At 48.6% G+C, this 26,239-nt stretch carries 24 protein-coding genes and 1 riboswitch; of the genes, 20 read left to right on the forward strand and 4 right to left on the reverse strand.

Annotated elements, in window-relative coordinates; translation table 11 throughout:
- The first annotated feature begins 104 nt into the window (after positions 1–104).
- From QOS03_RS03325 to QOS03_RS03375, 11 genes are all read left to right on the forward strand, one after another.
- On the forward strand, positions 105–551 hold the full coding sequence (locus tag QOS03_RS03325) for a GatB/YqeY domain-containing protein (RefSeq protein ID WP_283575331.1): 447 nt from the start codon (positions 105–107) through the stop codon (positions 549–551).
- A gap of 209 nt (positions 552–760) precedes the next feature.
- Positions 761–1,720 carry a PhoH family protein gene (locus tag QOS03_RS03330; protein WP_169461549.1) on the forward strand — a complete coding sequence of 320 codons (960 nt, stop codon included), beginning with the start codon at positions 761–763 and terminating at the stop codon, positions 1,718–1,720.
- Positions 1,720–2,202: an rRNA maturation RNase YbeY gene (gene ybeY, locus QOS03_RS03335; RefSeq protein WP_169461481.1), complete on the forward strand. Its 483-nt coding sequence runs from the start codon at positions 1,720–1,722 to the stop codon at positions 2,200–2,202. The genes QOS03_RS03330 and ybeY overlap by 1 nt, the downstream gene beginning before the upstream one ends.
- Complete coding sequence (locus tag QOS03_RS03340) at positions 2,180–2,584, forward strand: diacylglycerol kinase family protein (RefSeq protein ID WP_408612064.1); 405 nt, start codon at positions 2,180–2,182, stop codon at positions 2,582–2,584. The genes ybeY and QOS03_RS03340 overlap by 23 nt, the downstream gene beginning before the upstream one ends.
- 19 nt (positions 2,585–2,603) lie before the next feature.
- A complete protein-coding gene (era, locus tag QOS03_RS03345; protein ID WP_272215550.1) occupies positions 2,604–3,512 on the forward strand; it encodes a GTPase Era in 909 nt (302 codons plus the stop codon).
- Positions 3,513–3,526: 14 nt separating this feature from the next.
- Entirely contained in the window at positions 3,527–4,315 is a 789-nt protein-coding gene (gene recO / locus QOS03_RS03350; RefSeq protein WP_169461484.1) for a DNA repair protein RecO, read from the forward strand.
- 277 nt (positions 4,316–4,592) lie between these two features.
- Entirely contained in the window at positions 4,593–5,576 is a 984-nt protein-coding gene (glyQ, locus tag QOS03_RS03355; RefSeq protein WP_169461485.1) for a glycine--tRNA ligase subunit alpha, read from the forward strand.
- Positions 5,577–7,655 (forward strand): glycine--tRNA ligase subunit beta, encoded by a 2,079-nt coding sequence (gene glyS / locus QOS03_RS03360; protein WP_283575332.1) that lies wholly within the window; start codon positions 5,577–5,579, stop codon positions 7,653–7,655.
- 161 nt (positions 7,656–7,816) lie between these two features.
- Positions 7,817–9,796 (forward strand): DNA primase, encoded by a 1,980-nt coding sequence (dnaG, locus tag QOS03_RS03365; RefSeq protein WP_283575333.1) that lies wholly within the window; start codon positions 7,817–7,819, stop codon positions 9,794–9,796.
- A gap of 2 nt (positions 9,797–9,798) precedes the next feature.
- Entirely contained in the window at positions 9,799–10,941 is a 1,143-nt protein-coding gene (rpoD, locus tag QOS03_RS03370; protein ID WP_169461488.1) for an RNA polymerase sigma factor RpoD, read from the forward strand.
- A gap of 186 nt (positions 10,942–11,127) precedes the next feature.
- Positions 11,128–11,556 (forward strand): MmcQ/YjbR family DNA-binding protein, encoded by a 429-nt coding sequence (locus QOS03_RS03375; RefSeq protein ID WP_283575334.1) that lies wholly within the window; start codon positions 11,128–11,130, stop codon positions 11,554–11,556.
- A gap of 88 nt (positions 11,557–11,644) precedes the next feature.
- Here QOS03_RS03375 and codA read toward each other — a convergent pair whose 3' ends face one another.
- The 4 genes from codA to QOS03_RS03395 all read right to left on the reverse strand — a co-directional run bounded on the left by codA (position 11,645) and on the right by QOS03_RS03395 (position 16,833).
- Complete coding sequence (gene codA, locus QOS03_RS03380) at positions 11,645–12,895, reverse strand: cytosine deaminase (protein ID WP_283575335.1); 1,251 nt, start codon at positions 12,893–12,895, stop codon at positions 11,645–11,647.
- A gap of 3 nt (positions 12,896–12,898) precedes the next feature.
- On the reverse strand, positions 12,899–14,260 hold the full coding sequence (locus QOS03_RS03385) for a cytosine permease (protein WP_283575371.1): 1,362 nt from the start codon (positions 14,258–14,260) through the stop codon (positions 12,899–12,901).
- A gap of 189 nt (positions 14,261–14,449) precedes the next feature.
- The gene (gene dapF / locus QOS03_RS03390; RefSeq protein WP_283575336.1) at positions 14,450–15,454 is read right to left on the reverse strand and encodes a diaminopimelate epimerase; all 1,005 of its coding nucleotides are present in this window, start codon (positions 15,452–15,454) and stop codon (positions 14,450–14,452) included.
- Between the two features lie 20 nt (positions 15,455–15,474).
- Positions 15,475–16,833 carry an aspartate kinase gene (locus QOS03_RS03395; protein ID WP_283575337.1) on the reverse strand — a complete coding sequence of 453 codons (1,359 nt, stop codon included), beginning with the start codon at positions 16,831–16,833 and terminating at the stop codon, positions 15,475–15,477.
- A gap of 204 nt (positions 16,834–17,037) precedes the next feature.
- Positions 17,038–17,217, forward strand: a riboswitch (Lysine riboswitch).
- 127 nt (positions 17,218–17,344) lie between these two features.
- On the opposite strand from QOS03_RS03395, the gene lysA reads away from it, so the two are divergent.
- The 9 genes from lysA (at position 17,345) to QOS03_RS03440 (ending at position 26,221) form a co-directional block, all read left to right on the forward strand.
- Positions 17,345–18,658, forward strand: a complete 1,314-nt coding sequence (gene lysA, locus QOS03_RS03400; protein ID WP_283575338.1) for a diaminopimelate decarboxylase — start codon at positions 17,345–17,347, stop codon at positions 18,656–18,658.
- 55 nt (positions 18,659–18,713) lie between these two features.
- The gene (gene dapD, locus QOS03_RS03405) at positions 18,714–19,424 is read left to right on the forward strand and encodes a 2,3,4,5-tetrahydropyridine-2,6-dicarboxylate N-acetyltransferase (RefSeq protein ID WP_283575339.1); all 711 of its coding nucleotides are present in this window, start codon (positions 18,714–18,716) and stop codon (positions 19,422–19,424) included.
- Between the two features lie 6 nt (positions 19,425–19,430).
- Positions 19,431–20,582 carry an N-acetyldiaminopimelate deacetylase gene (locus QOS03_RS03410; protein ID WP_283575340.1) on the forward strand — a complete coding sequence of 384 codons (1,152 nt, stop codon included), beginning with the start codon at positions 19,431–19,433 and terminating at the stop codon, positions 20,580–20,582.
- A 12-nt stretch (positions 20,583–20,594) separates the two neighbouring features.
- On the forward strand, positions 20,595–21,527 hold the full coding sequence (gene dapA / locus QOS03_RS03415; protein WP_408612065.1) for a 4-hydroxy-tetrahydrodipicolinate synthase: 933 nt from the start codon (positions 20,595–20,597) through the stop codon (positions 21,525–21,527).
- Positions 21,514–22,299, forward strand: coding sequence for a 4-hydroxy-tetrahydrodipicolinate reductase (gene dapB, locus QOS03_RS03420; RefSeq protein WP_408612066.1), 786 nt, complete (start codon positions 21,514–21,516; stop codon positions 22,297–22,299). The genes dapA and dapB overlap by 14 nt, the downstream gene beginning before the upstream one ends.
- Positions 22,300–22,319: 20 nt before the next feature.
- Positions 22,320–23,513, forward strand: a complete 1,194-nt coding sequence (locus QOS03_RS03425; protein ID WP_283575342.1) for an aminotransferase class I/II-fold pyridoxal phosphate-dependent enzyme — start codon at positions 22,320–22,322, stop codon at positions 23,511–23,513.
- Between the two features lie 15 nt (positions 23,514–23,528).
- The gene (locus QOS03_RS03430) at positions 23,529–24,587 is read left to right on the forward strand and encodes an aspartate-semialdehyde dehydrogenase (protein ID WP_169461500.1); all 1,059 of its coding nucleotides are present in this window, start codon (positions 23,529–23,531) and stop codon (positions 24,585–24,587) included.
- Positions 24,588–24,704: 117 nt separating this feature from the next.
- The gene (locus QOS03_RS03435) at positions 24,705–25,400 is read left to right on the forward strand and encodes a tRNA (adenine(22)-N(1))-methyltransferase (protein WP_272221193.1); all 696 of its coding nucleotides are present in this window, start codon (positions 24,705–24,707) and stop codon (positions 25,398–25,400) included.
- Positions 25,397–26,221, forward strand: coding sequence for a Nif3-like dinuclear metal center hexameric protein (locus QOS03_RS03440; RefSeq protein WP_283575343.1), 825 nt, complete (start codon positions 25,397–25,399; stop codon positions 26,219–26,221). The genes QOS03_RS03435 and QOS03_RS03440 overlap by 4 nt, the downstream gene beginning before the upstream one ends.
- Positions 26,222–26,239: the final 18 nt, after the last annotated feature.

Consider the following 26,239-nt stretch of genomic DNA (forward strand, 5'->3'; position numbering starts at 1 on the left):
GATTTGGTCGTTAAACATATTCTACCCGCTATGGGTTTATTTTTTAAAATCTGTTGCACTTAGATTGTAAATACTCAATAATTACGAAACGGGAGGAACTTGAAATGAGTCTATTGGATAAGCTGACTAAAGACATGGTTGCCGCAATGAAGGAAAAGGACAAGGAAACCCTGAGTACGGTTCGGATGCTTAAAGCGGCGGTTCAAAACGAAAAGATCAAGCTGGGCCATGAACTGAGCGAAGATGAAGAAAACTCGGTACTGGCTCGCGAATACAAGCAGCGCAAGGAATCACTGGAAGAATTCGTGACTGCTAAGCGCCAAGACCTGATTGATAAGACCAAGGCTGAGATGAAAGTCGTTGAAAAGTACATGCCAAAGCAGCTCTCCGATGACGAGATCAAGCAGATCGTTGATGAGGCCGTTGCCGCTACCGGTGCCGACAGCATGAAGGACTTTGGTAAAGTGATGAAGTCCGTAATGCCTAAGGTTAAGGGCAAGGCTGATGGCAAGGTGGTCAACCAGACCGTTAAGGATGCTCTGAAGAAGTAATCAGCGTCAAGTAATAAAAGAGCGTAATAGATGCCAGTCAGCTGCTGCGCTGAGGCATTATTATCGATTCGTAGTTAAGAGGTTGAGTTGATTCCCAGCCTCTTTTCTTTTGCCGTGCTGCGGTTTATGCGGATTATAGCTTGCTATGTTATAATTTTTGATGGTATTGATTAAAACAAAAGCAAAGGGGAATTTTTCATTTGACAGAAATGACTTTTCGCATTGAAAGCCCTGAAATTGAACTAGGACTTTTGGGTGCGCAGGACAAATTCGTGGTGCTTTTAGAAGAAGGCATGAACGTAACCATCAATCCGTTTGGCACCGATTTGAAAATCAGCGGTGAAGATGAAGACGTTCATCTAACCTATGATGTCTTAGAGCAGCTGGTGGATCTATTGCATCATGGCATCAGTTTAAGCAGCACGGATATCGTCAGTGCGATGAAGATGGCTCATCGCGGGACGCTGCAGTACTTTAGCGATCTGTACAGTGAAACGATTATCAAGGATCGCAAGGGGCGGTCGATTCGGGTCAAAAATTTTGGTCAGCGGCAATATGTGCATGCCGTTAAAGACAATGATATTACGTTTGGCATCGGGCCGGCCGGTACTGGTAAGACCTACCTGGCAGTAGCGATGGCCGTAGCGGCTTTAAAACGCGGCGAGGTTGAGCGGATCATTTTAACGCGGCCGGCTGTTGAAGCTGGTGAGAGTCTGGGCTTTTTGCCAGGTGATCTGAAAGAAAAGGTTGATCCATATCTGCGGCCGATCTATGATGCCTTAAACGAAATCTTTGGCGCCGATCACGTGGAGCGTTTGATTGATCGTGGGACGATTGAGATTGCGCCTTTAGCCTACATGCGGGGTCGGACGCTGGACAATGCTTTTGTAATTTTGGATGAGGCTCAAAACACTACCAATGCCCAGATGAAGATGTTTTTAACGCGACTGGGCTTTGGCTCTAAAATGGTCGTCAATGGTGACGTTTCTCAAATCGACTTGCCAAGGGGAACGCGCAGTGGCTTGATCTCAGCCCCAAAGATTTTAAAAGACGTCCCATCGATTGAATTTGTGCGCTTCAGTGCGGCGGATGTGGTTCGGCATCCAGTTGTAGCGCGGATCATTACGGCTTATGAAAATGATGAGCAGCAGACTTTGGAGAAAAAATAATGGATATTGAAATCTACGACCAAACCGACGATCACGCCGTCAGTCAATCACAATTGCAGCTGGCACATGACATTTTAGACTATGCCGCTAAGTATCTTGAATTAAAGGACAATACGGAGATCTCTTTGACCTTTGTCCATAATCCGCAGATTAGAAAGCTGAATGCCCAGTATCGTGGCGTTGATCGGGCAACCGACGTTTTGAGCTTTGCTTTAGAGGATGACAGCGATGACTCACCAATTTTACTGGATCCAGAATTGGCAGCCCAGATTCCGGAAAATCTAGGCGACTTGTTCATCTCAATTGACAAGGTTGCTGAGCAGGCTAGATTTCTAGGGCACTCTGCCGATCGTGAGCTGGGCTTTTTGATCGTGCATGGCTTTTTGCATCTAAATGGCTATGATCACGAGCAAAAAGACGATGAGGAAAAAATGTTTAAGCTGCAAGAGGAGATTTTAAATGGCTATGGGCTCCCAAGATAAGCATCAGGTTGAAAAAAATCGCCATTTCATTCAGGCGCTGGGACATGCCTGGGATGGGGTCAAAGATGTCGTCAAAAAAGAACGCAACATGTGCTTTCACATCGTTGCAGCTATTTTGGTGATAATTGTGGCGTTTTGGCTGCAGGTCAACGTTTTTGAGTGGCTGTGGCTGCTTTCAGCGATTTTTGTTGTGTTTGCCGCTGAATTTGCCAATACGATCGTTGAAGAATTGGTGGACCTGGTCGTGCACCATCATTATGATCTGGATGCCAAGTATGCCAAAGACATTGCTGCGGGGGTCGTTTTATTGGCGGCCTTTTACGCGGTGCTGGTCGGGTTGTTTATCTTCTGGCCCAAACTAAGGGCTTTGTTTGGTATTTAAACGTTAAGAAAGGACAATTATGGACAATCCAAATTTTAAATCTGGTTTTGTAGCTTTGATTGGTCGGCCCAACGTCGGCAAGTCAACGCTTTTAAACTATGTCGTTGGTCAAAAGGTTGCCATCATGAGTAACGTGGCCCAAACGACGCGCAACAAGATTCAAGGAATCTATACGACTGATGAGGCGCAGATCGTCTTTATCGATACGCCAGGGGTGCACAAGCCGCAAACCAAGCTGGGCGACTTTATGGAGCGCTCAACGCTGTCCGCATTGGATGAAGTCGATGCGGTCTTGTACGTGGTCGCAGCTGATGAAAAACGCGGCCCTGGCGACAACTTCATCATGGAACGACTCAAACAGGTTAAAAAACCGATCTATCTGGTCGTCAACAAAATTGACAAGGTGCACCCTAACGAGCTGCCAGGCATCGTTAAGCAGTTTGAAGACGGTACGGTCAAGTTTGCTGACGTCGTACCCGTTTCGGCATTAAATGGCAACAACGTCAATGCCTTGATTAACAAGCTGGTCGAGCAGCTGCCAAACGGTCCGCAGTATTATCCAAGCGATCAGATCAGCGACCACCCCGAGCGCTTCGTAATTGCTGAAATGATTAGAGAAAAAGTCTTTATGATGACGCGTCAGGAAGTACCACATTCGGTTGCTGTCGATGTTATGTCAGTCAAGCGCCAAGATGACGAGACGATTCACATCAATGCCAACATTATCGTGGAGCGTCCTGGTCAAAAAGGCATCATCATTGGCAAAAAAGGCCAGATGCTTAAACAAATCGGTACCATGGCCAGAAAAGACATCGAGCATTTGTTGGGCGATCGGGTCTACTTGCAGCTGTGGGTCAAGGTCGTACCCGGCTGGCGGGACAAGTCAGCCATGCTCAAAGACTACGGCTATCGCAACACCGACTATTAAAAGGGGCTGAGACCATGGCGCGGGAAAACACGTCCTTTGCCGGTATCGTTATGTATCGGCGACCATACAAGGAACGTGATCTGCTGGTCAAGTTTTTAACCGACAAGCGCGGACCAATGATGTTTTTCGTGCGGGGCGGCAATCGCTCCCATGCCAAGATTACCAGCGATATTTTGCCATTTACCCATGGTCAGTATACCGGCTGGCTGGCTGATGACGGGTCGCTGAGCTATTTGAGCGCGGCTCGCGATACGCGCCAGTACGTGCATCTGGGCGAAGATCCCCTGCGTAGCGCCTATGCAACTTACATTTTGGAGCTGGTCGATGCGACTTTTGAAGAAGGACGCTCAATTGGCGGCTGGTTTCATCAGGTTGAATCGGCGCTTAATCTAATCGACAAGGGGCAAGATCCGCAAATCGTGGCCAATGTCTTGGAAGTCCAGTTTTTACCGCTGTTGGGAGCGGCTCAGACCTGGGATCGCTGCACGGTCTGTGGTCAAAATGATCGGCCCCTGGATTTTTCCGAAGCCAATGGGGGGATGCTGTGCAGTCGGCATTGGAATTTAGATGAGCGAAGGTTTCATCTGGATCGCCGGACGGTTGGCTACCTGCAGCTGTTTGCCGGCTTGAATCTGGCACAGATCAATCGGATTCAGGTTGATCAAAGCGTCAAAAAGCGCCTGCGCTATACGCTGGATCGTATCTATGACGATGAGCTAGGTCTGCATTTAAAGAGCAAGCGATTCATTGATCAAATGGCGACCTGGGAAAATCAATTGAAAAATCTTCGCTCTGAAAATTGACAAGTCCAAAGCAGTTGTCTATGATAAAGAGGCAACTAAATTTAAATCTAATCGACGATGACAAAGAGTCGCTGTCTACTGTCGAACCAAAGCGATCATGGGATGGTGAAAGCCATGATAACGATCGGGCAGCGTGGCACTTTAACAGTCGCTTAATTAAGCTGTTCTGTATTTAGGATGCAGAAAAGCAGGGTGGAACCGCGAATTAACTTCGTCCCTGCAATGACCAGTCCAACTGGCCATTGTGGGGACTTTTTACGTTGAAAGGAGTCAGATTATGTCAAAGAAACTCACCGTTCAAGAGATCATTTTTACTCTTGAAAAGTATTGGACCGATCAAGGTTGCATGCTGATGCAGGCCTACGACAACGAAAAGGGTGCCGGGACGATGAGCCCATATACCTTCTTGCGGGCAATCGGTCCTGAACCATGGAACGTAGCCTACGTTGAGCCATCACGGCGGCCTGCCGATGGACGTTATGGTGAAAACCCGAACCGGCTTTACCAGCACCACCAGTTCCAGGTTTTAATGAAGCCATCACCAGACAATATTCAAGAGCTTTATTTAGGCAGTTTAAAGCAGCTGGGCATTGAGCCATTGGAACATGATATCCGTTTTGTTGAAGACAACTGGGAAAACCCTTCAATGGGCTGTGCCGGCGTTGGTTGGGAAATCTGGCTTGATGGAATGGAAGTTACGCAGTTTACCTACTTCCAAGTGGTTGGTGAACTGCAGATGGATCCAGTAGCAGCCGAAGTTACTTATGGTCTGGAACGATTAGCTGAATACATCCAAAACGTTGACAGCGTCTATGATCTGGAATGGGCAGACGGCGTTAAGTACGGTGATATCTTTAAAGAACCTGAATACGAGCACTCCAAGTACAGTTTTGAAGAAAGCAACCAAGACATGCTGCTCCAAGAATTCAACGACTATGAAGCAGAAGCCAAACGCTTGATCAAGCTTGGTCTGGTACACCCAGCGTACGATTACGTTTTGAAGTGCAGCCACACGTTTAATCTGTTGGATGCGCGCGGGGCAGTTTCTGTTACCGAGCGGGCCGGCTATCTACACCGGATCCGGATCATGGCCAAGTCGATTGCCAAGGCGTTTGTTGAAGAACGTCGCAAGCTGGGCTTCCCATTGATTCACGATGAAAAAGAGCGTCAGGCAACGGTTGAAAAGTACACCAAGCTGGCGGAAAAAGCAGCGGCACGGGCAGCTAAGCAGGCTGCCAAGGCTAAGAAGGAGGACAAGTAAATGGCACATTCATATCTGTTGGAAATTGGGCTTGAAGAAATGCCTGCGCATGTCGTAACGCCAAGCATCAAGCAACTGCATGAGCGCGTAGCCCAATACTTGAAGGAACAGCGCATTGACTTTGAAAAGATTCAGGAATTTGCCACGCCGCGTCGCTTGGCCCTGCTGATTTCCGGCCTGGCCGACAAACAGCCCGATGTCAACGAATCCGTAAAGGGCCCGGCCAAAAAGATCGCCCAAGACGCTGATGGCAACTGGACCAAGGCGGCAATCGGCTTTACGCGTGGTCAAGGCGTCAGCGTTGATGACATTGAGTTTAAAGAAATCAAGGGCGTCGAATATGTCTACGTTGAAAAGCATGTTGCCGGTAAGCCGGTAGACCAAGTGCTGCCGGGCTTAAAGAATGTCATCGAATCCATGAACTTCCCAACCATGATGAAGTGGGGCCACCACTCGCTGCAGTTCGTACGGCCAATTCGCTGGCTGGTATCGCTTTTGGATGACGAGGTCGTGCCATTTGCCATCCTGGACGTTACCGCTGACCGCAAGACGCGGGGTCACCGTTTCTTGGGCCACGATATCGAGATCAAGAATGCCGAGGACTACGAAGCCGCTTTGCATGATGATTTTGTCATTGCTAACCAAAAGCAGCGCAAGGCTTTGATCAAGTCGCAAATTGACCAGATCCTGGCTGAAAACGACTGGGTTATCGACTGGGATGAAGAACTGCTGGAAGAAGTCAACAATCTGGTTGAATGGCCAACCTCATTTGCCGGTTCGTTTGACGAAAAGTACCTGGTGCTGCCTGAAGAGGTTCTGATTACCTCCATGAAAGACAACCAGCGCTTCTTCTGCGTACGTGATCATGAAGGCAAGCTTTTGCCACACTTTATTGCGGTCCGCAATGGTAACAGCGAATACCTGGAAAACGTGATCAAGGGTAACGAACGGGTGCTGGTACCACGTTTGGAAGATGCCAAGTTCTTTTATGAAGAGGACCAAAAGATTACGATCGATCAATACGTGGAACGCTTAAAGAAGGTCAGCTTCCATGACAAGATCAGCTCAATGTACGATAAGATGGCACGCACGGCAGTATTGGCTCAACTGCTTGGCCAAAAGCTGAACTTCAATGATGCAGAGCTGGCCGATTTAGATCGGGCCGCTCACATCTACAAGTTTGACCTGACTACGCAAATGGTTGGTGAATTCTCTGAGCTGCAAGGGATCATGGGTGAGATCTACGCCAAGCTGCTGGGTGAAAAAGCCGATGTAGCAGCAGCCATCAAGGAACACTACATGCCAATCTCAGCTGAAGGCGATCTGCCAGAAAGCAAGATTGGTGCCGTACTGGCCATTGCCGACAAGCTCGACAGCATCATCAGCTTCTTTGCCGTTGATATGATTCCAAGCGGCTCCAACGACCCATATGCACTGCGCCGTCAAGCATACGGGATTGTGCGGATCATTGCTGCACGCGGCTGGCATCTGCCGGTGATGGGAATGGCTGACGAATTTGCCGCTGCCCTGGCTGCTAAGGAATTGATGCCATCATTTGACGTTCAGCACAATGCTGACCAAGTACACGCCTTCTTCTTGGACCGGCTCAAGCAATTCTTCAACACGCAGGATCTGCGCTATGACGTGATCGATGCCGTTGTTGATACTAAATCCGAAGACGTTGCCAATGTCTTGGCTGCAGCTGAAACCATTGATGCACACAAGGATGACGAAGGCTTTAAAGAAGATATTGAAGCCTTGACGCGGGTGCTGCGGATTGCCAAAAAAGCCGACTTCAAGGATGGCGTACCAACTATTGATCCAGCCAAGTTCCAGAACCCATCTGAAAAGCAGCTGTTTGATCGGGTCAACGGATTGAACGAAAAGTGGGCTGACCAGACTCTGGAGCAAAACTTTGCCGATCTGCGGGCCATGGCACCGGTAATCACCAGCTACTTCGAAGAAAACATGATTATGGACAAGGACGAAGACATCCGCAACAACCGGCTGGCACTATTGAAACAGCTGGCTGATGACGTCTACGTACTGGGCAACCTGGATAAGCTGATCGTTAAATAGTTTTGGTTTATCTGGCAAATAAATTGTTTTGTCAAAGACTTGTGGTATCATATTAAATAGGTATATTAGGTAGTGTGTCAAATACTACCTAGAGTCGTCGAAGGTCGCATTCCTAATGGAGGCGACCTTTTGCTACTATTCGTGAGAAATGGGGTGAACGAATGGCGCGACTTTCACAGGAACTGATTGACCAGGTGCGGCAGTCCGTTGATATTGCTGATGTCATCAGCCAAGACGTGCAGCTGCAGCGGCAGGGAAAGAATCTGGTTGGGCACTGTCCGTTTCACGAGGACAATACGCCATCGTTTTCAGTCAGCGAGCAAAAGCAGTTCTTTTATTGCTTTAGCTGTCATCGATCAGGATCGGTTTTTGATTTTTTGATGGAGCTGCATCACCTATCGTTTCCGCAAGCTGTCGAGCAGGTGGCCAAACTTGGCAGCGTGACTTTGCCAAGTGATTTTCAGGCTAATGACGAGGCGCGTCAAAGTCAAGCACCTGACTCGCAGCAAAGCCAGTTGATCAAGCTGCATCAAACGGCAATGCGACTCTATCACCATATTTTGATGAATACGCCAGCTGGTGAACCCGCGCGGCGCTATCTCAAAAAACGGGGGCTGACCCAGGAACTGATTGACCAATTCAACCTTGGATATGCACCCAAAGAAGAAGTCCTAAAGGTCGTTTTGGAAAAAGAGGGCCACGACTATCAGCTGCTGCGACGCTCGGGATTGTTTACTGAGAATCGGGATGGCAGCCTGCATGATCGCTTTTTTGATCGTGTCATGTTCCCACTAAAGGATGGTCAGGGAAGACCGGTTGCCTTTTCGGGACGATTGCTGCAAAAGAGTGCTGATTCACCTAAGTATCTCAACAGTCCAGAGACACCGATCTTCAACAAGCGGCGTCTGATCTTTAATTTTGATCTTGCCAAGAAGGCAGCCAGAGAGAATGGGAAACTGTTGCTTTTTGAAGGCTACATGGACGTGATCTCGGCATATGGAGCCGGGGTTTCAAATGGAATTGCCTCAATGGGGACCAGCCTGACTGATGAGCAGCTGTCAATGATCGTCAAGACCACCAATCAGCTGGATATTTGCTATGATGGCGATGCCCCAGGACAAAACGCCATTGAACGGGCCCTAAAGCTGATCGAGGCCAGCCCGGTTGCCAATCAGCTTAGGCTGCGGGTCGTTCAATTGCCAACCGGGCAGGACCCGGATGAATACATCCAGCAAAATGGTGGGGCGCGGTTTCGGGAATATCTCAAGAATACCGAAGAGACGCCAACGGCATTTCGGCTGCGCTATCTAAGGCAAGGGCTGAATCTGAGCAATCAGGCTGAGCTGTTGAGCTATCTGAATGCAGCTATTGGCGTAATTGCCAAGGTTAGCGACCCAGTAGCCCGCGATGTGTATATTCAGCAATTGGCCAAGGAATTTCAACTCAGCCCACAAAACCTGCAGCAGCAGCTGGCCGTGCAAGTGAAAAAACAGCCGCCAGTTGCTGTGCCAAATCCAACACCACCAGGGGAACAGTGGTCTGATGATTCAGCGGTCATACCAGGACGGCGACCGTTTAATGGCAGCCATGGTCAGCGTTATGGCCGCTATAATCGAAAAAAACGCCAGGCTACAACCCAACCAGTACCACAGGCCGTTGTGCTGACGGCCAGCGAACAGCAGTCATTGGCGCTTGATCAAACGGAACGAGCCGAACGCCTGTTATTGGTGGCCGTGCTGCATGATTATGGCGTCAGAGCTCAGCTGAAGGCCATGCCTGATTTTGACTTTATTCATGACCAGTATCGTCATCTGTACCAGTTGGCATTGAATTATTTTACTGAGCATGATGAATACGAATTGGCCAGCTTTTTGGACTATGTTGATGATCCGGCCCTTAAAGCAACATTAACGCAGCTAGATGGACTAGATGCACAAGCAGCGCTGTCACCAGAAGCAATTGATGATTGTCTGCGCATCATTATGCAAAAAACACCCTTAACACAAAAGATTGCTCAGGTTAAACTGTCGCTGCAGGAAGCCAAGGCACGGAGCAATCAAGAACTAATCACCCAGTTGACTGTAGAGCTGATTGAGCTTTATGGCCAAAAGCAACGATTAAAAACGGAGGAGACCAGTTAATAATGGCAAACAGCAAAAAGAAAGACATGGTAATTTCCAACAAAGCCGACTTTGATCAAACTGAATACGACAAAGCTGTCGGCAAGCTGATCAGAAGCTACAAGAAGGCCAAGGAAATTCAGTACGATGACTTGACTGACCAGATCGCGACTCCGTTTGGCTTAAATGCCCAGGGGATGGACAATCTGCTGCAAAACGTTGAAGATGCCGGAATCAGCGTCGTTGACGAAAAGGGTGATCCGGATCCACGTGCGCTCAAGGCAACGGAAAAACTGTCCAATAAAGCCTTAAAGGACACGTCAGCGCCAACCAACGTCAAGATCAATGATCCGGTGCGGATGTACTTAAAAGAAATTGGTCGGGTCAACCTGTTGACGGCTGATGAAGAAATTGCCCTGGCTCAGCGCATCGAAAAAGGCGACGAGCAGGCTAAACAGGAACTGGCCGAAGCCAACCTGCGTCTGGTAGTTTCCATTGCCAAGCGCTACGTAGGGCGTGGCATGCAGTTCTTGGATCTGATTCAAGAAGGGAATATGGGGCTGATGAAGGCCGTTGAAAAGTTCGACTACCGGAAAGGATTCAAGTTCTCGACCTACGCTACCTGGTGGATTCGTCAGGCCATTACGCGGGCCATTGCCGACCAGGCGCGGACGATTCGGATTCCGGTACACATGGTTGAAACCATCAACAAGCTGATCCGGATTCAGCGTCAACTGCTGCAGGATCTTGGCCGGGAACCATTACCAGAAGAAATCGGTGCCGAAATGGACATGCCAACCAAGAAGGTACGTGAAATTCTCAAGATTGCGCAAGAACCGGTCTCTTTGGAAACGCCAATCGGTGAAGAGGACGACTCGCACCTGGGTGACTTTATCGAAGACCAGGATGCTACCAGTCCGGCTGACCATGCTGCCTATGAAATGATGAAAAAGCAGCTGGAAAACGTATTGGATACGCTGACTGACCGTGAAGAAAACGTCTTACGGCTGCGCTTTGGTTTGGATGATGGCCGGACGCGCACGCTGGAAGAAGTCGGTAAGGTCTTTGGCGTTACGCGGGAACGGATTCGTCAAATCGAGGCCAAAGCTTTGCGTAAGCTGCGTCACCCATCACGTTCCAAGCAATTAAAGGACTTCTTGGAATAATCCGAGTTATAAAGGATCTTTATCAAGTCGAATTGATGAAGATCGATTCCCTGCTTCAAAATTGAAGTGGGGATTTTTTTGCAAATTGGCATGAATTGATTAAACGATGACGCGTAAAGATGTTCAGAAACAGGATGATTTTATCTAAAATGAAATCATCAAATCTAACTATAAAGGAAAAAATTCATGTCTAATCAAACTACAATTTTTTTAGGCGCTACGGGTGAAGTTGGCGGTCATATTCTGCGAGAACTACTGAACAGTCCCGCTTATCAAACAATTACAGAATTGATCAAGCAAAAGTACCACGTGAAACCAGATTTTCCTTGGCATTCTAAGCAGAATCAAGATAACGGCGTTTTTCGTCATCTTGATTCAGGCAAGTGGTTTGGATTGATCATGAATATTAAGCGCAGTCTATTGACCAAGGATAATGATGAACAATTTGTTGATGTGATCAACTTAAAGAGCAATTCGCTGCCAATTGATGCCAAAAGTGTTTTTCCAGCGTACCATATGAATCATCGCTACTGGATCTCAGTGGTGTTAGATGATCGGTTGAGTGATGATACCATAATGAAAATGATCGGTGAAAGCTTCGTGCTGACAGGCTAAGCAGCCAATCAATAACATCACCCCCATTTCCAATATAAAACCCGCCGTCCGAAAGCTTGGATGGCGGGTTATTTAGTGTTTGTAAGTCTTATTTCAAACTGTCTGGCAGGTTAAGCGTCGTCTCAGCAGGCGTCGTCTTAGCCAGTACCTTGCCATGACGAATATTGTAGAGGACTTCGACATGCTTGTTTAAGGCGTTGTAGAAGTCTTCAGCGTTTAACAGGATACAGTTGGCATCAAGACCTTCTTTGATACCGTATTGATCAGCAATGTGCAGAGTCTTGGCAGCGTTGTAGGTCACAAACTTAAATGAGTCCTGCAGCTGGCTGTAGCCCATCAAGTGAGCAGCGTAAACACCCATTGAGACCGAATCGAGCATGTTGCCATTGCCAAGCGGATTCCATGGATCTTGAATGTCATCTTCACCAAATGAGACGTTGATGTTGGCAGCATCCAGTTCCTTGATCCGTGTCAGTCCACGGCGCTTTGGATAGGTGTCAAAACGGCCGCCCAGGTGCATGTTGACCAATGGATTGGAGACAAAGTTGATGTTTGACATCTTTAATAAGCGGAACAGCTTGTAGGTGTAAGCGTCGTTATATGATCCCATGGCCGTGGTGTGGCTGGCGGTGACCATATCGGTAAGACCGGTCTTGTAGGCCATCGTTGCCAGAACTTCCAGATTGCGGGAGGCAGGATCGTCAATCTCATCACAGTGAACGTCAACCAGCTTGTTGTATTTTTCGGCTAGCTTGACTAGGAACTTGACTGATTTCCAGCCATACTCAGTCGTAAATTCAAAGTGTGGAATTCCACCAACGGCATCGGCACCTTCTTTAACGGCTTGCTTCATCAGCTTTTTGCCATGCGGGTAGGAGAGAATGCCTTCTTGCGGAAAGGCAACCAATTGCAGATCAACCACATCCTGCATCTCATGCTTTAATTCCAAAAGTGCCTGCAAAGCAATCAGGTGAGGATCAGTAACGTCAACGTGGCTGCGGACGTGTTGAATCCCATGACTTACCATGTTTAGCAGCGTCTTTTTGGCCCGTTCTTTGACGTCTTGAATCGTCAGGTCCTTTTTACGCTCTGACCAGATACGAATCCCGTCAAACAAGGTTCCCGTTTCGTTCCATTCAGGCTGACCGGCTGTCAGCGTGGCATCCAAGTGAACATGCGAGTCGATAAATGGCGGCAATAATACCTTGCCTTGGCCATTGATGACTTCTTCGCCAGGGTTAGCAATTAGACCGACCTTGATTTCTTTAAACTTGCCGTCTTCAATCCGGACGTCAACAGCATTTTTTTGATTGTCTACATGAACGTTTTTAATCAGCATAGATTACGCGACCTTTCGATTAAACATAAGCATTAAGACATAATAAATGGCACCACTGATCAACATAACCAAGAACGTTGCCCCGATCGTGTTCTTGAGGGCAGCAACGTTGTGCAGAATCAAGAACAGTACCGTGCCGATGACCCAGGTAGCCACGGCTGACCAGTTGATCCCGTGGGAATACCAGTAGCTGCCGTTTTTCTTGGTCAGCTGAGTGACATCGTATTTCTTGTGGCAGCGCAGGTAAAAGTCGGTACAGATAATGGCAATGATTGGTCCCAGTACCATACCTACATAATCCAAGAAAGCGGTAAACGTGTCAAGAAAACTACCGATAATCATTGGAATAAACGTAACAATGGTAGCAACGATGGCAACGATCCAAAGTGAGTACTTCAGCTTGATTTTGGTAAAGATATTGGAAAGTGCCGAACCGGCTGCCAAGAGGTTAACGGCATTGGCAGTCATCGAAGTTAAGATGATAACCAAAAGGGCTACGACCCCCAGCCCTAATTGACTGGCGATGGTACTTGGATCGGAGTTGTTGGCATTATAGGCACCAGAGGTAATGGCGATACTGATGGTTGAGATCAGACCGATAAAGGCAAACCAGATCACACCGACCATGGCACCGAAAAACGGCGTCAGCGTGGAGTTGTGCTTTTTTGGCGTGAAACGGGTAAAGTCCGCCCCAGCGGTTACCCAAGCCAGGTTAAAGGCCGCTACATAATCAATGGCCGCTCCAGTAGCCATTTTGGCGCTGGCTGGGACTTGCCATTTAACGATATGCGAGAATGGCACGGTCTTTAATACGACTACCGATTCCCAGATGACAAAGATCAAAACCAGGATAATTCCCAAGCGCTCAATCATCTGTACGGAACGCGAACCGCTGGCGATACTGATGATGTGTAAAATGCTCATGACGACGATCCCGGCAACGATGCCTTTCCAACCGCCTGGCTTACCCCAGACTGGCCAGCCAAGCAGATCATTTAAAAGCAGACTGACGGATTGGGCTGCGATAAACGTATTAACGGCCGTCCAGCCAATAAACTGCGTCAGGTTGACCAAAGATGGCAGATAGCTGCCGCGAACCCCAAATGAGGCTCGGCTGACGGCCATGGTTGAAACGCCGGTCTGATAGCCAATGTAGCCAATTAGACTCAAGAAGACGTAAGAAAGTGCCGATGACAGAACCAGCACGTTTATGGCGACTGAAAAACCGCACGCTGCCAAAACCCCGCCAACGAACCACGTGCCGTTGTTGGCATTGGCGCCAACCCAGGTCGCGAACATATCCCAGGTTGAGGTCTTGCGTTGATGCATCGCGATGCTGGTAATCTGATCATTGTCGTTTTGCATGGTGTTACCCCCAAAGAAAAAATCGTCACTGGCCAAGTGAGACCAGTGACGATGCAAATAATGTCCTCCCTAAAAAGGGCGAAGATTTTATTTTAACGAACATCCTTGGAGGCCTCACGGGACCAGATTAAAGGTTGAATAATAATTAATAAACTAAGTGTAAACAATGTTAATGTTCGTTGTCAATGTTTATTTTCCAATTTGTAGATCGTTAACGTGCGGTAAATCCGCAACAAACTTTTCATAAGCCGTTTCTTCACCAGTTGCGCTGGTTTGAGCATCCGCAAAGCTTGCTTGATGCAGCTCGGTTTCGGCAACCGTAACATGATGCGTGAAGGTGGCGTTGCCGACCAGTTCAATCCAGTAGTGATCAGCTTGGTGGTGAACGATGGTCTTGACCATGCCGCCAGGGTTGTAGATGGTCATTGGCACGTCGAAATGCGCCAGTTCAGGATGCGTCAGCGCGAAGGCCAATGAGGTTGCTGACATCCCGGTCCCGCAGGCATTGGTAAAGCCGACGCCGCGTTCAAACGTCCGTACGAACAGCTCGTTTTCATTCAGAATCTGGGCAAAGTTTACGTTGACGCCATCAGGGAAATATGGGTTTTGACCATTCAGTCGTTCACCTAAGACGCCTAAAACGTTATCGGACAATTCAGCTGCTGAAACAAAACTGATCAGATGTGGATTAGGAACCGCGATGCTGGTAAAACGCAGTCCAGGAATAAACTCGGGAACCAGCGTATCAAGCAGCCGTTCATGGCCCAGATTGTCAAACGGCAGGGCTTCTTTGTTAAAGCGGACGGGTGAGATCTCAACGGCAAAAGCAGGTACGCCCGGCGCAAAATCAGGCTGGCGCCGAACAAGCAGGTTGGCATCGCGCGTATCAACCTGGAACTCGTCTTGATCAAATTTTTCTGCCAGATAGCGGGCCACGGTACGTAGCCCGTTACCGCACATGGAGGCCTCGCTGCCATCGGCGTTGATGACACGCATTTGTGCCAGGGCTCCGGCTTTAGTTGGCTGATTGACAACCAGAATGCCATCTGCACCGCCTAAAAGGCCAGTCTGGGGATTGGTGATTCTAGGCGCAAGGGCCTGGAGCTCAGAATCGGTGAGTGGCTGTTCCAGAGTTGTCTGGTCCAGGATAAAGAATTGGTTTTGCGATCCATGAACCTTTAGTAGTTCCGTCATAAAAATACCTCTTTGTCTGATTAGTTTGCGAAGAATTGGTGGTAGATGACCTGAACGGCTTTATCAGCATCGGCACGCTTGGTCCCCAGCATGATTGAGATCTGAGAGGCCCCTTGGTTGATCATCTGCAGCGAGATGTGGGCATCGGCTAATGGCTGCAAAATGCCGGCAGCAGCGCCAACGCGATCACGCATTCCTTCACCGACGATCATGGTAATGGAGTAGTCGTCAATCCATTCCAGACGATCGGGATTGATCTTATTTTGAATCTCATCGCACAAAACGTCAATCAATTGATCATTCAAAAACTTTTTGTCAAAGATAATCGAAATATCATCGATCCCAGATGGCATGTGCTCATAAGGAACGTTGTGCTTTTCCAGAATATCCAGAATGCGCAGGGTGAAGCCGGCTTCTTTGTTTAAGAGATACTTGTGCAGATAAAGTGCCGAAAAATGTTTGCCCGAAGCGACCCCAGTGATGATGTTTTCCGGTTTGAATCCTTTTTCAGGAACGATCATGGTACCAGGCTTTTCTGGTGCATGCGTGTTTTTGACGTTAATGGGAATCTGACCTTGAATAGCTGGAATCAAGGCCTCGTCATGGAAAACCGAAAAGCCAGCATAGGAAAGCTCACGCATCTCACGATAAGTCATCGTCCGGATTGGTTCAGGGTTGTCAACGACATTTGGATTGGCCGAAAAGATTGCATCCACATCGGTAAAGTTCTCATACAGCCGAGCATGGAATCCACGAGCCAGGATTGCGCCGGTAATGTCAGAACCACCACGCGAGAATGTGGCAATGTGACCAGAAGGCGTGATGCCGAAAAATCCTGGAAAGACCAGCCGATCGTAGACTTCATACTTGAAATTGGCCAGGTTGCGGTAAGTTTCTGGATTCACAATTGCATCGTTGGGAGCACCGGTAACCATGATGCCGGCTTCAGTTGGATCAACGAATCGTGCCTTGATGCCTAGATGATTCATAACCATCGCGATCAGCCGGGCGTTCAGCCGTTCACCATGCGCCTTAAAAGCAGCCAACAGGTATTCATCGTTTGGGTAGTCTTTCTTGGGCAGGTCAGCCAGCAGCTCTTTGATGACCTTAAGCTTTTCATCAGGCAGATCAAAGAAATGGCCGATTGCTTCGTAGCGTTCAAAGATTTCATCAACGGTCTTGGCGGTATCTTCGCCGTTGATCGTTTCATTGGCATAGCGGATCAGAAGGTCAGTCACCTTGATATCGCCATCGTGTCGTTTACCAGGAGCCGAAACCACAACGATTTGACGAGCTGGATCAGCCGTGATGATGTTCAATGCCTGTTTAACGGCGGCACCCGTAGCCAATGAAGTGCCACCGAACTTTACAACTTTCATATTACAGACTCCTTTGTGCGTTGAAAATAGTCTAAAGAACGCGAATTAATTTAATAGGATTCTAACATTTATTGACGTCCATGCAAGTCTTGTGTTTATAAATCTGGTAGCATAAACGTTTTACAAATCATAGTAGAAAAAATAAATGAGAAAAATTATTAGAATTACCTTGACGATTATGAAACTTAATTATAGACTTACTAGTAAATCGAAGAGGCGCAATCAACATTAGTACCGTATGTTAGTCGCAGACCAGACAAGGACCGTACGGGAAAGGGACGACTGCCGAAGCTTTCAGACTGGGCCGCAGCCTGATTGCTGGGGCGTGGCTGAACAAGTCACGGACTGTCGCGGAGAAAAACTTCGCGGAGCGCTATCGACCAATCAGATTAAATTTGACAACAGCCGCAGTGGGTGGCTTTTTGAAAATGGGATCCGTTGTTTGTGCGCGCACGAACAATGGATTTTTTCTTAGCGTTTTCCCCGTCAAAACAACGGAGGTTTTTAGATTATGAATTCTCAGATTACACCGGATCAGATCAACGCCGCAGGTCATTTGACCATTGGCGGTGTTGATTCGCTCGAATTGGCTAACGAATATGGCACGCCGTTGGTAGTCTACGACGTGGCTCAGATTCGTCGCCAGATTCGTGCTTTTAAAAAGGTGTTTGAGCAGCGCCAGGTTGACTACGCGGTCAGCTATGCCAGCAAGGCGTTTGCCGCGATTGCCATGTACCAGGTTGTAGCTCATGAAGGCGGTCATGTCGATGTGGTTTCGGCCGGTGAGCTCTATACGGCAATCAAAGCCAACTTCCCAATGGAAAACGTATCTTTTCATGGTAACAACAAATCACGAGCCGAATTGGAAATGGCCGTTGATCACCATGTCGGCATGATCGTGATCGATAACTTCCATGAAATTGAGTTGCTTAATGAAGTACTGGCCAGTCGTGATCAGTCAATCGACGTTATGATGCGGATCACACCGGGGATTTCCGCACATACGAATAAGTATATTCAAACTGGTCAGGTTGACAGCAAATTTGGCTTTGATCTGCAATCGGGTCAGGCTGATGAAGCCCTACAGCAGATTTTAAACAGTCCACGGATGAATATGAAAGGGATGCATGCTCACATTGGCTCCCAGATCTTTGAACTGAATGGCTTTCAAATGGCTGCCGCCAAACTAGTTGAAATTGCGGCACATTGGCGAGACGCATTTGGTTATGAGCCAGAAATCGTCAATGTCGGTGGTGGCTTTGGCATTCGCTACGTCAGTGCCGATCATCCATTAAAACCAGAAGATTTTGTGGCTGCTATTATCGAAACTATCAAAGAAGAAACGCAAAAATTGAATCTTAGGCTGCCAGCCGTCTGGATCGAACCAGGTCGTTCAATTGCCGGCCCTGCTGGCTACAATCTTTACACGGTTGGCTCGCGAAAAGACGTTCCAGGCTTGATGCCATATGTCATGATCGATGGCGGGATGGGTGACAACATTCGGCCAGCACTTTATCAGGCTGAATACGAGACGGTGCTGGCTGCTGATCCGCAGGCTGAAAATGCTGAAACGGTGCGGCTGGCCGGTAAATACTGTGAGTCAGGCGATATTCTCAGTCAGCATCAGCCATTGCCAAAAACCAAGCCTGGTGACGTCTTGGCCATGCTGGACACCGGTGCCTATGGATATGCGATGGCATCCAACTATAACCGTAATCCACGACCAGCCGTTGTCTTTGCTGAAAATGGTCAGGCACATCTGGTAATCGAGCGTGAATCGCTTGAGGATCTGGTTCACCTGGATCGTCCATATCCAGAAGTCTAGGCAAGTTTATCCACACGTTATTAATATAGTAGAAAAAAGATTGGAGTTAATCTAAATGGCACAATTAGACGCACAAAGTATCATCAACTACATTGGCAATGCCCCTAAAAAGACGCCCGTAAAAGTATTCGTTAAGGGTAATCTGACAGCTTTAAACGTTCCTGAAACGATTCAAAGTTTCTTAGAAGCCCATACCGGCGTTTTGTTTGGCGACTGGGCTGACGTTAAGCCATTCTTGACTGCTAATGCTGTGCAGATTGAAGACTATCGCGTGGAAAACGATGCCCGCAACTCAGCCGTGCCACTGTTGGATCTGAAGGGAATCAACGCGCGGATCGAACCGGGCGCCTTGATTCGCGACCAAGTACTGATTGGCGACAATGCCGTTATCATGATGGGCGCAATCATCAACATTGGTGCTGAAATCGGTGCCGATTCCATGATTGACATGGGTGCGGTGCTGGGCGGCCGGGCCATCGTTGGCAAGCACTGTCACGTTGGCGCGGGCGCGGTTTTAGCCGGCGTGATCGAACCAGCCTCAGCTGAACCGGTCCGAATCGATGACAACGTTTTGATTGGTGCCAATGCCGTTGTGATCGAAGGCGTGCATGTTGGGGAAGGGGCCGTCATTGCTGCTGGGGCCGTCGTTACCCAAGACGTTGCACCACACACGGTTGTTGCTGGCGTACCAGCCAAGTTTATCAAGAACGTTGACGACAAGACCGAATCAAAGACCGGTCTGGAAGAAGATCTGCGGAAGCTGTGATGAACAATGACCGAATTAAATGAAGCACAATTAATCAAGATTCGTCGCGATCTGCACCAGATTCCGGAATTGGCACTTAAAGAATTTCAGACGCATGACTACTTATTGGATACGATCAGAGGGTTAGACCAGACTCATCTAGAAATTTGCCAGCCGGAAAAACTGCCGACTGCATTGATGGTTTTAGTGCACGGCAGTCAGCCAACCAGAACGATCGGCTATCGAACCGATATTGATGCCTTGCCGGTTGAGGAAAAAACGGGATTGCCGTTTGCTTCCAAGCATCCGGGCGTTATGCATGCCTGCGGTCACGACGTTCACATGACGGTTGCTTTGGGTGTCTTAAGCTGGTTTAGCGAGCATCAGCCTAAAGACAATCTGCTGTTTTTCTTTCAGCCGGCGGAGGAAAGCGAAAATGGCGGTAAGCTGGCCTATGAACGAGGGCTGTTTGAAGGCAAGTGGAAGCCTGATGAATTTTATGGTTTGCACGACAACCCGGATCTGCCGGCCGGAGCGATTGGCTGCCGCATGGGGACGCTGTTTGCCGGTACGACCGAAGTCAACATCGACATCACTGGTAAGGGCGGACATGCTGCCTTCCCACAGGATGCCAACGATACGGTTGTGGCCATGGCTTCTTTGATCATGCAGGTCCAGACGATCATTTCACGCAGCATTGATCCAATCCAAAGCGGAGTGATTACGCTGGGCAAGGTACAAGCCGGTACGATTCGCAATGTGATTGCCGGTCATGCCCATCTGGAAGGCACGATTCGCGGTCTGACGCAGGAAATGATTTTAAAGATCGATCAGCGTTTAAAAGACGTCTGTGAAGGAATTGCTAAAAGTTTTAACGTTAAAGTTGATCTGCAGTTGAATCAAGGTGGCTACTGGCCCGTTGAAAACAATCCCGAACTGACCAAACGCTTTATTGAATATATGAAACAGGCTGCTGGCGTCGAATTTATCGAAACTGCGCCGGCAATGACCGGTGAAGACTTTGGCTATCTGCTGGCCAAGTTTCCCGGCACCATGTTTTGGCTGGGAGTTGAAGATGACTCACAGTTGCATTCGGCGACTTTAAAACCGGATGAGCGCGCCATTAAACGAGGTGTGGATGCTATTACCGGATTTTTGAACTATCGCATGCAAGACTAGGGGGAATTGATTATGAATTTAAAGGATGCCGATCTGCTGACCGCAATCGTAACGCCATTTAATGAACAAAATGAATTGGACTTTGCCAGTCTGGCCAAGCTGACCAACCATTTGATCGAACAAGGCAGCAATGGTTTTGTCATTGGCGGTACGACTGGTGAGACGCCAACGCTCAGTCATGACGCAAAGCTCGCTCTGTATCGTGAGTTTGCCAAGATCGTTGATGGCCGCGTGCCGGTAATTGCCGGCACTGGCAGCAACAATACTGCCGAAACGATTGCTTTTACCAATGAAGTAGCTGAGATCGAAGGCATTGACTACGCACTGGTCGTGGTACCGCCATACAACAAGCCAAATCAGCGTGGCATGATTGCTCACTTTACGGCGGTAGCAGATCAGTCCAAGTTGCCAATCGTGATCTATAACATTCCTGGCCGAACCGGCGTTAAGATGGCTGCCGAAACGATCGTGGAGCTTTCACATCATAAAAACATCAAGGCCGTTAAGCAATGCGCCTCGTTAGAAGAAATGCAGTACGTGATCGATCATAAGGATGAGGATTTCCAAGTCTTTACCGGCGAGGACGCTCAAGCATTGACGGCCCGCGTTTTAGGAGCTAATGGTGTAATCTCGGTTGCCTCGCATAATTATTGTGCCCAGATGCGGGAAATGTATGATCAATTGTATAATGGTAATTGGCAGGCTGCCGCCCGTCTGCAGCGTTGGCTGACGCCAAGGATGGCTGCGCTGTTTATGTATCCATCGCCATCGCCGGTCAAGGCAGTCTTGAACGCACAAGGCTTTGGCGTGGGTGGCTGCCGTCTGCCAATCGCTACTTTGAATGACGATGAAAAGCAGGCGCTGGCTAAGGCACTGTCTTTGCCTGAAGACGCGCTGTTTCATGAATTGCCATTAGATCTTGGAAAGGGTGATGTTGATGACTAGTGTACTGATCGCTGGGTTTGCTGGTGCAATAGGACAAAAGGCCGTTGATCTGGTCAATGGCATGACGGATTTTCAAATCGTTGCCGCGTTTTCGCCACAAACCGACCGTGACGATCCGGAACGCTACAATCTAAATGATGACGTACAGATTTTTAATGATTTAGCAGCGATTCCCGATCAAGCAGCTGATGTGTGGATTGACTTTACCGTGCCCAGCGCGGTTTATGAAAACGTCAAGTTCGCATTGAGTCACGGCATGCGGCCAATCGTCGGCACGACAGGACTGACCGATGAGCAAGAAGCTGAGTTAAAGAACCTTGCTAAAGCCAATCAGCTGGGTGGCTTGATTGCACCAAACTTTGGCATGTCGGCCGTATTGCTGATGAAGTTTGCCAAAGAGGCTGCCAAGTATTTTCCAGACGTGGAAGTAATCGAAATGCACCATGCTGATAAAAAAGATGCACCATCCGGAACAGCTTTGAGTACGGCTAAGATGATCGCCCAAAATCGCAAGCCGCACCAAAGCAATCCAGACGAGGTTGAAACGCTGGCCAACGTCCGTGGTGGCGACTATCAAGGTATTCGGATTCATTCCGTGCGGCTGCCTGGCTACATTGCCCATGAGCAGGTGCTGTTTGGCGGCATGGGAGAGGCATTGACCATTCGTCAGGATTCATTTGATCGGGGCTCGTTTATGAGCGGCGTTAAGGTAGCCTTGCAAAAGGTTGCGTCGCTGAATGAACTGGTTGTCGGTTTGGAAAATATTCTTTAATATAAAGGGGAAATTTGTTTATGCCAACTCTAGCAAAAGATCTTAATGAAACGGTCAACCCACGCGTGGCTGCAATCTCACCATCTGGAATCCGCTCTTTTGATGCTCACGTGTCCAAGATTCCAGGCATCGTTAAGCTGACGATTGGCGAACCTGATCTTAACGTTCCTGAACACGTTAAGCAGGCAGCCGTGCAAAGCATCGTTGACAACGACTCGCACTACACGTCCAACCGCGGCAAGATTGAGCTGCGTGAAGCCATCAGCGGCTATCTGGAACGGACACGCGGCGTGCACTATGATCCAGAAACGGAAATCGTTGCTACGGTTGGTGCGACCGAGGCCCTGGCAGCAACGATCTTTTCTCTGATCAATGAAGGCGACAAGGTGATTATTCCAACGCCGGTCTTTTCACTGTACTTCCCGCTGGTTTCTCTGGCAGGTGGGACGCCAGTGCAGGTTGACGTTTCTGAGGACGATTTCGTCTTGACGCCAGAGCTATTGGAAAACGTTTTGAAAAAAGAAGGTCCTGCCGTTAAGGCAGTTTTGCTCAACTACCCAGTCAACCCAACCGGTCGCGAATACCCACGCGACGTGCTGGAAGGTTTGGCCAAGGTGATTGCGGATCATCATCTGTACGTTTTTGCCGATGAAATCTACAGTGACCTGGTCTACGGCGTTGAGCACACCTCGATGGCTACATTGCTGCCAGACCGGACGATCTTTATCTCTGGTTTGTCCAAGTCACATGCCATGACCGGCTACCGAATGGGTTACTTTGCCGGTCCTAAAGAAGCCATTGACAACATTACCAAGCTGCACTCATTCTTGGTAACCTCAATTACCGACTCAACGCAGGCTGCGGCTATTGAAGCCTACAACAACGGGGAAGAAGATCCGGTCAAGGCCCGGGCCATCTACCAAAAACGGCGGGACTATGTTTTGAAGTCCTTAAACGACATGGGCATCGAAACGGTTCCACCACAAGGCGCGTTCTACATCTTCGCTAAGATTCCAGCCAGCTATGGTACGGACGACATGCAGTTCGCCTTGGATCTGGCCAAGGAGGCTCAAGTCGGCGTAACGCCAGGCAACGCATTTGGTGCTGGTGGTGCTGGCTGGGTTCGGCTGTCATACGCGGCTTCTGATGAGGATCTGCACACGGCCATGGAACGCATGAAGCCATTTATTGAAAAGGTTAACGCAAAGAACTAAAGGAGCGATTCTAATATGAGTAAGCAATACAATGTCGCAATTCTGGGTGCCACGGGGGCGGTTGGCACGCGGATGATTGAACAATTAGCCCAGTCCACGATTCCTGTCAAGCACGTTAAGCTGTTGGCATCCAAGAAATCAGCCGGTAAGACCCTGCAGTTTAAGGGCCAGCCGGTAACTGTTGAAGAAACCACTCCGGAATCATTTGATGGTGTCGACATTGTATTGTCCTCAGCTGGCGGATCGGTTTCCAAAAAGTTCTTGCCAGAAGCCGTTAAGCGCGGGGCGGTCTGTGTTGACAACACCAGTGCCTTTCGGATGGAGCCGGATGTGCCGTTGGTCGTACCAGAAGTCAACGAAGCAGCCTTGAAGGGTCACCATGGCATCGTGGCCAATCCTAACTGTTCCACGATTCAAATGGTAATGGCTTTGGAACCAGTTCGCCGCAACTTCGGCTTAAAGCAGATCGTGGTTTCCACTTATCAGGCAGCCTCTGGTGCTGGTCAATCCGCTTTAAACGAAATGTATCAAGAAGCCCAAGACTTTTTGGATGGCAAGGACATGCAGGCAGATGCTCATATTCTGCCAACTAAAGGCGACAAGAAGCACTATCCACTGGCTTTCAACCTGTTGCCACAGATTGACGTTTTGGAGGAATCCGGCTACTCACACGAAGAATGGAAGATGATTCATGAAACCAAGAAGATCATGCTTGGCGACATGAACTCACAAGACATTAAGGTTACGGCTACTTGTGTCCGGGTACCGGTTCCGATCGCACACGGCGAAAGCGTCTACTTTACGGTTGAGGATGAATCGGCTACGGCTCAAGATATTATGCGGGTTGTGGCTGACTTCCCTGGCAACGTTTTGGAAGATGACATTGCTCATCAGATCTACCCACAGCCAATCAATGCGGTTGGCAAGCGGGAAACGTTTGTTGGTCGGATTCGTCCTGATTATGAAAACAAGGGTGCCTTCAACATGTGGGTTGTAGCTGACAATCTGTTGAAGGGAGCTGCCTGGAACACGGTTGAAAATGCCGAGCGCCTGGTAGCACTGGGTCTGGTCTAATTAAGATACGTTGAACTCAGAAACTGCCTTAAATTGAAAATCCGTCTTGCTGATTGCGGGACGGATTTTTTTGTTATACTGGAAATATAATTTGGAATCAGGAAGGAAGATTTATTTATGGATGCCAACCATCTTTCATTACGATTGGCGCGTGTTGCCAGCTATGTGCCTAAAGGAGCCCGCATGGCTGATATCGGCTCAGATCATGCCTATTTGCCGGCCCATCTGGCATTGAATCACCAGATTGAGTATGCCGTAGCCGGTGAGGTCGTCAAAGGTCCCTACGAAAATGCTGCCCATGAGATCAACCAGTTAGGGCTGACCGATGTGATTCAGCCACGCTTAGCCGATGGACTGGCTGCTATCCATCCTGCTGATCATGTTGATACGATTACGATTGCCGGAATGGGTGGAACCTTGATTGCCAAGATTTTGGATGCCGATCAAAGCAAGCTTTCCGGCGTCAAGCGGCTGGTCCTGCAGCCTAACGTTGGCGGCGAGCGCGTCCGAGAATGGCTCTTGGCTAATCGCTGGCAGATCATGGCTGAAGAAGTTGTCGAAGAAGACGATCACATCTATGAAATTATTATGGCTGAGCCATCGATTGTGCCGTTTGCATATAACGACCGTGAGCTCAAGTTTGGTCCATTTCTACTGGAGCAGGACAGTCCGGCCTTTAAAAAGGAATGGCAGGCTGAATTAGCGCGGCAAGAAACGGCGATCAAGCAGATGCAAAAAGCTGCCCAGCCGCCAGTTGAAAAGATTCGCGAATTTGAAAAAGAGATGCAGATGATCAAAGAGGTGATCAAATGACAACCGTTAATGATATCATTCAACGCTTTGAACTGTTTGCCAATCCTAAACTAGCCGAGTCTTGGGATCATGTTGGCCTGCAGCTAGGCAATCCCGAGCGCAAGGTTAGGCGGGTCATGGTAGCGCTGGACTGTCGCCCTGAGGTAGTTAAAGAAGCTATCGAAAAACAGGCTGATTTTATCTTCAACCATCATCCAGCTATGTTTCATGCCGTTAAGACCTTGGATGTACGCGACCCCCAGATTGCCATGTACCAAGCGCTTTTGAATCATGATATTACGGTCTATGCTGCGCATACCAATCTTGACAATGCCAATGGCGGTATGAACGATTGGCTGGCTGATCAATTAGAATTGACTGACGTTGAGCCACTGCAGCTGACGGGTGTTGATCCCATCTCGGGTCGCGATTATGGCATGGGTCGTATTGGTGAGCTGGTGCAGCCGATGAGCCCAGCGGCGTTTGGTCAATGGTGTCTAGAAAAGCTTGATCTAAAGGGTGCACGACTGATTGTCAACCCAATGGATCAAAAGCAGCTGATCAAGCGGGTAGCCGTTTTAGGCGGTTCGGGACAGGATTTTTGGCAGCTGGCTAAAAAACGTGGCGCCGATGCCTATGTAACTGGAGATGTCAGCTATCACTTTGCCCATGATATGATTGCCAATCACTTAACGGTTGTGGATGCTGGACATCATATTGAGGTCGTTTGCCAAGATCGCTTAGCAACTTTGCTTGAAAAGTGGCGTCAAGAAAACGGCTGGGACTTTGAGGTCATTACTTCTGAGGTTAATACGGAACCCTTTGAATTTATTGTCAGATAGATCAAAAAAGTCCAGCAT

Origin of the sequence: Limosilactobacillus pulli (assembly GCF_947381555.1) — a bacterium.
Classification (GTDB): domain Bacteria; phylum Bacillota; class Bacilli; order Lactobacillales; family Lactobacillaceae; genus Limosilactobacillus; species Limosilactobacillus pulli.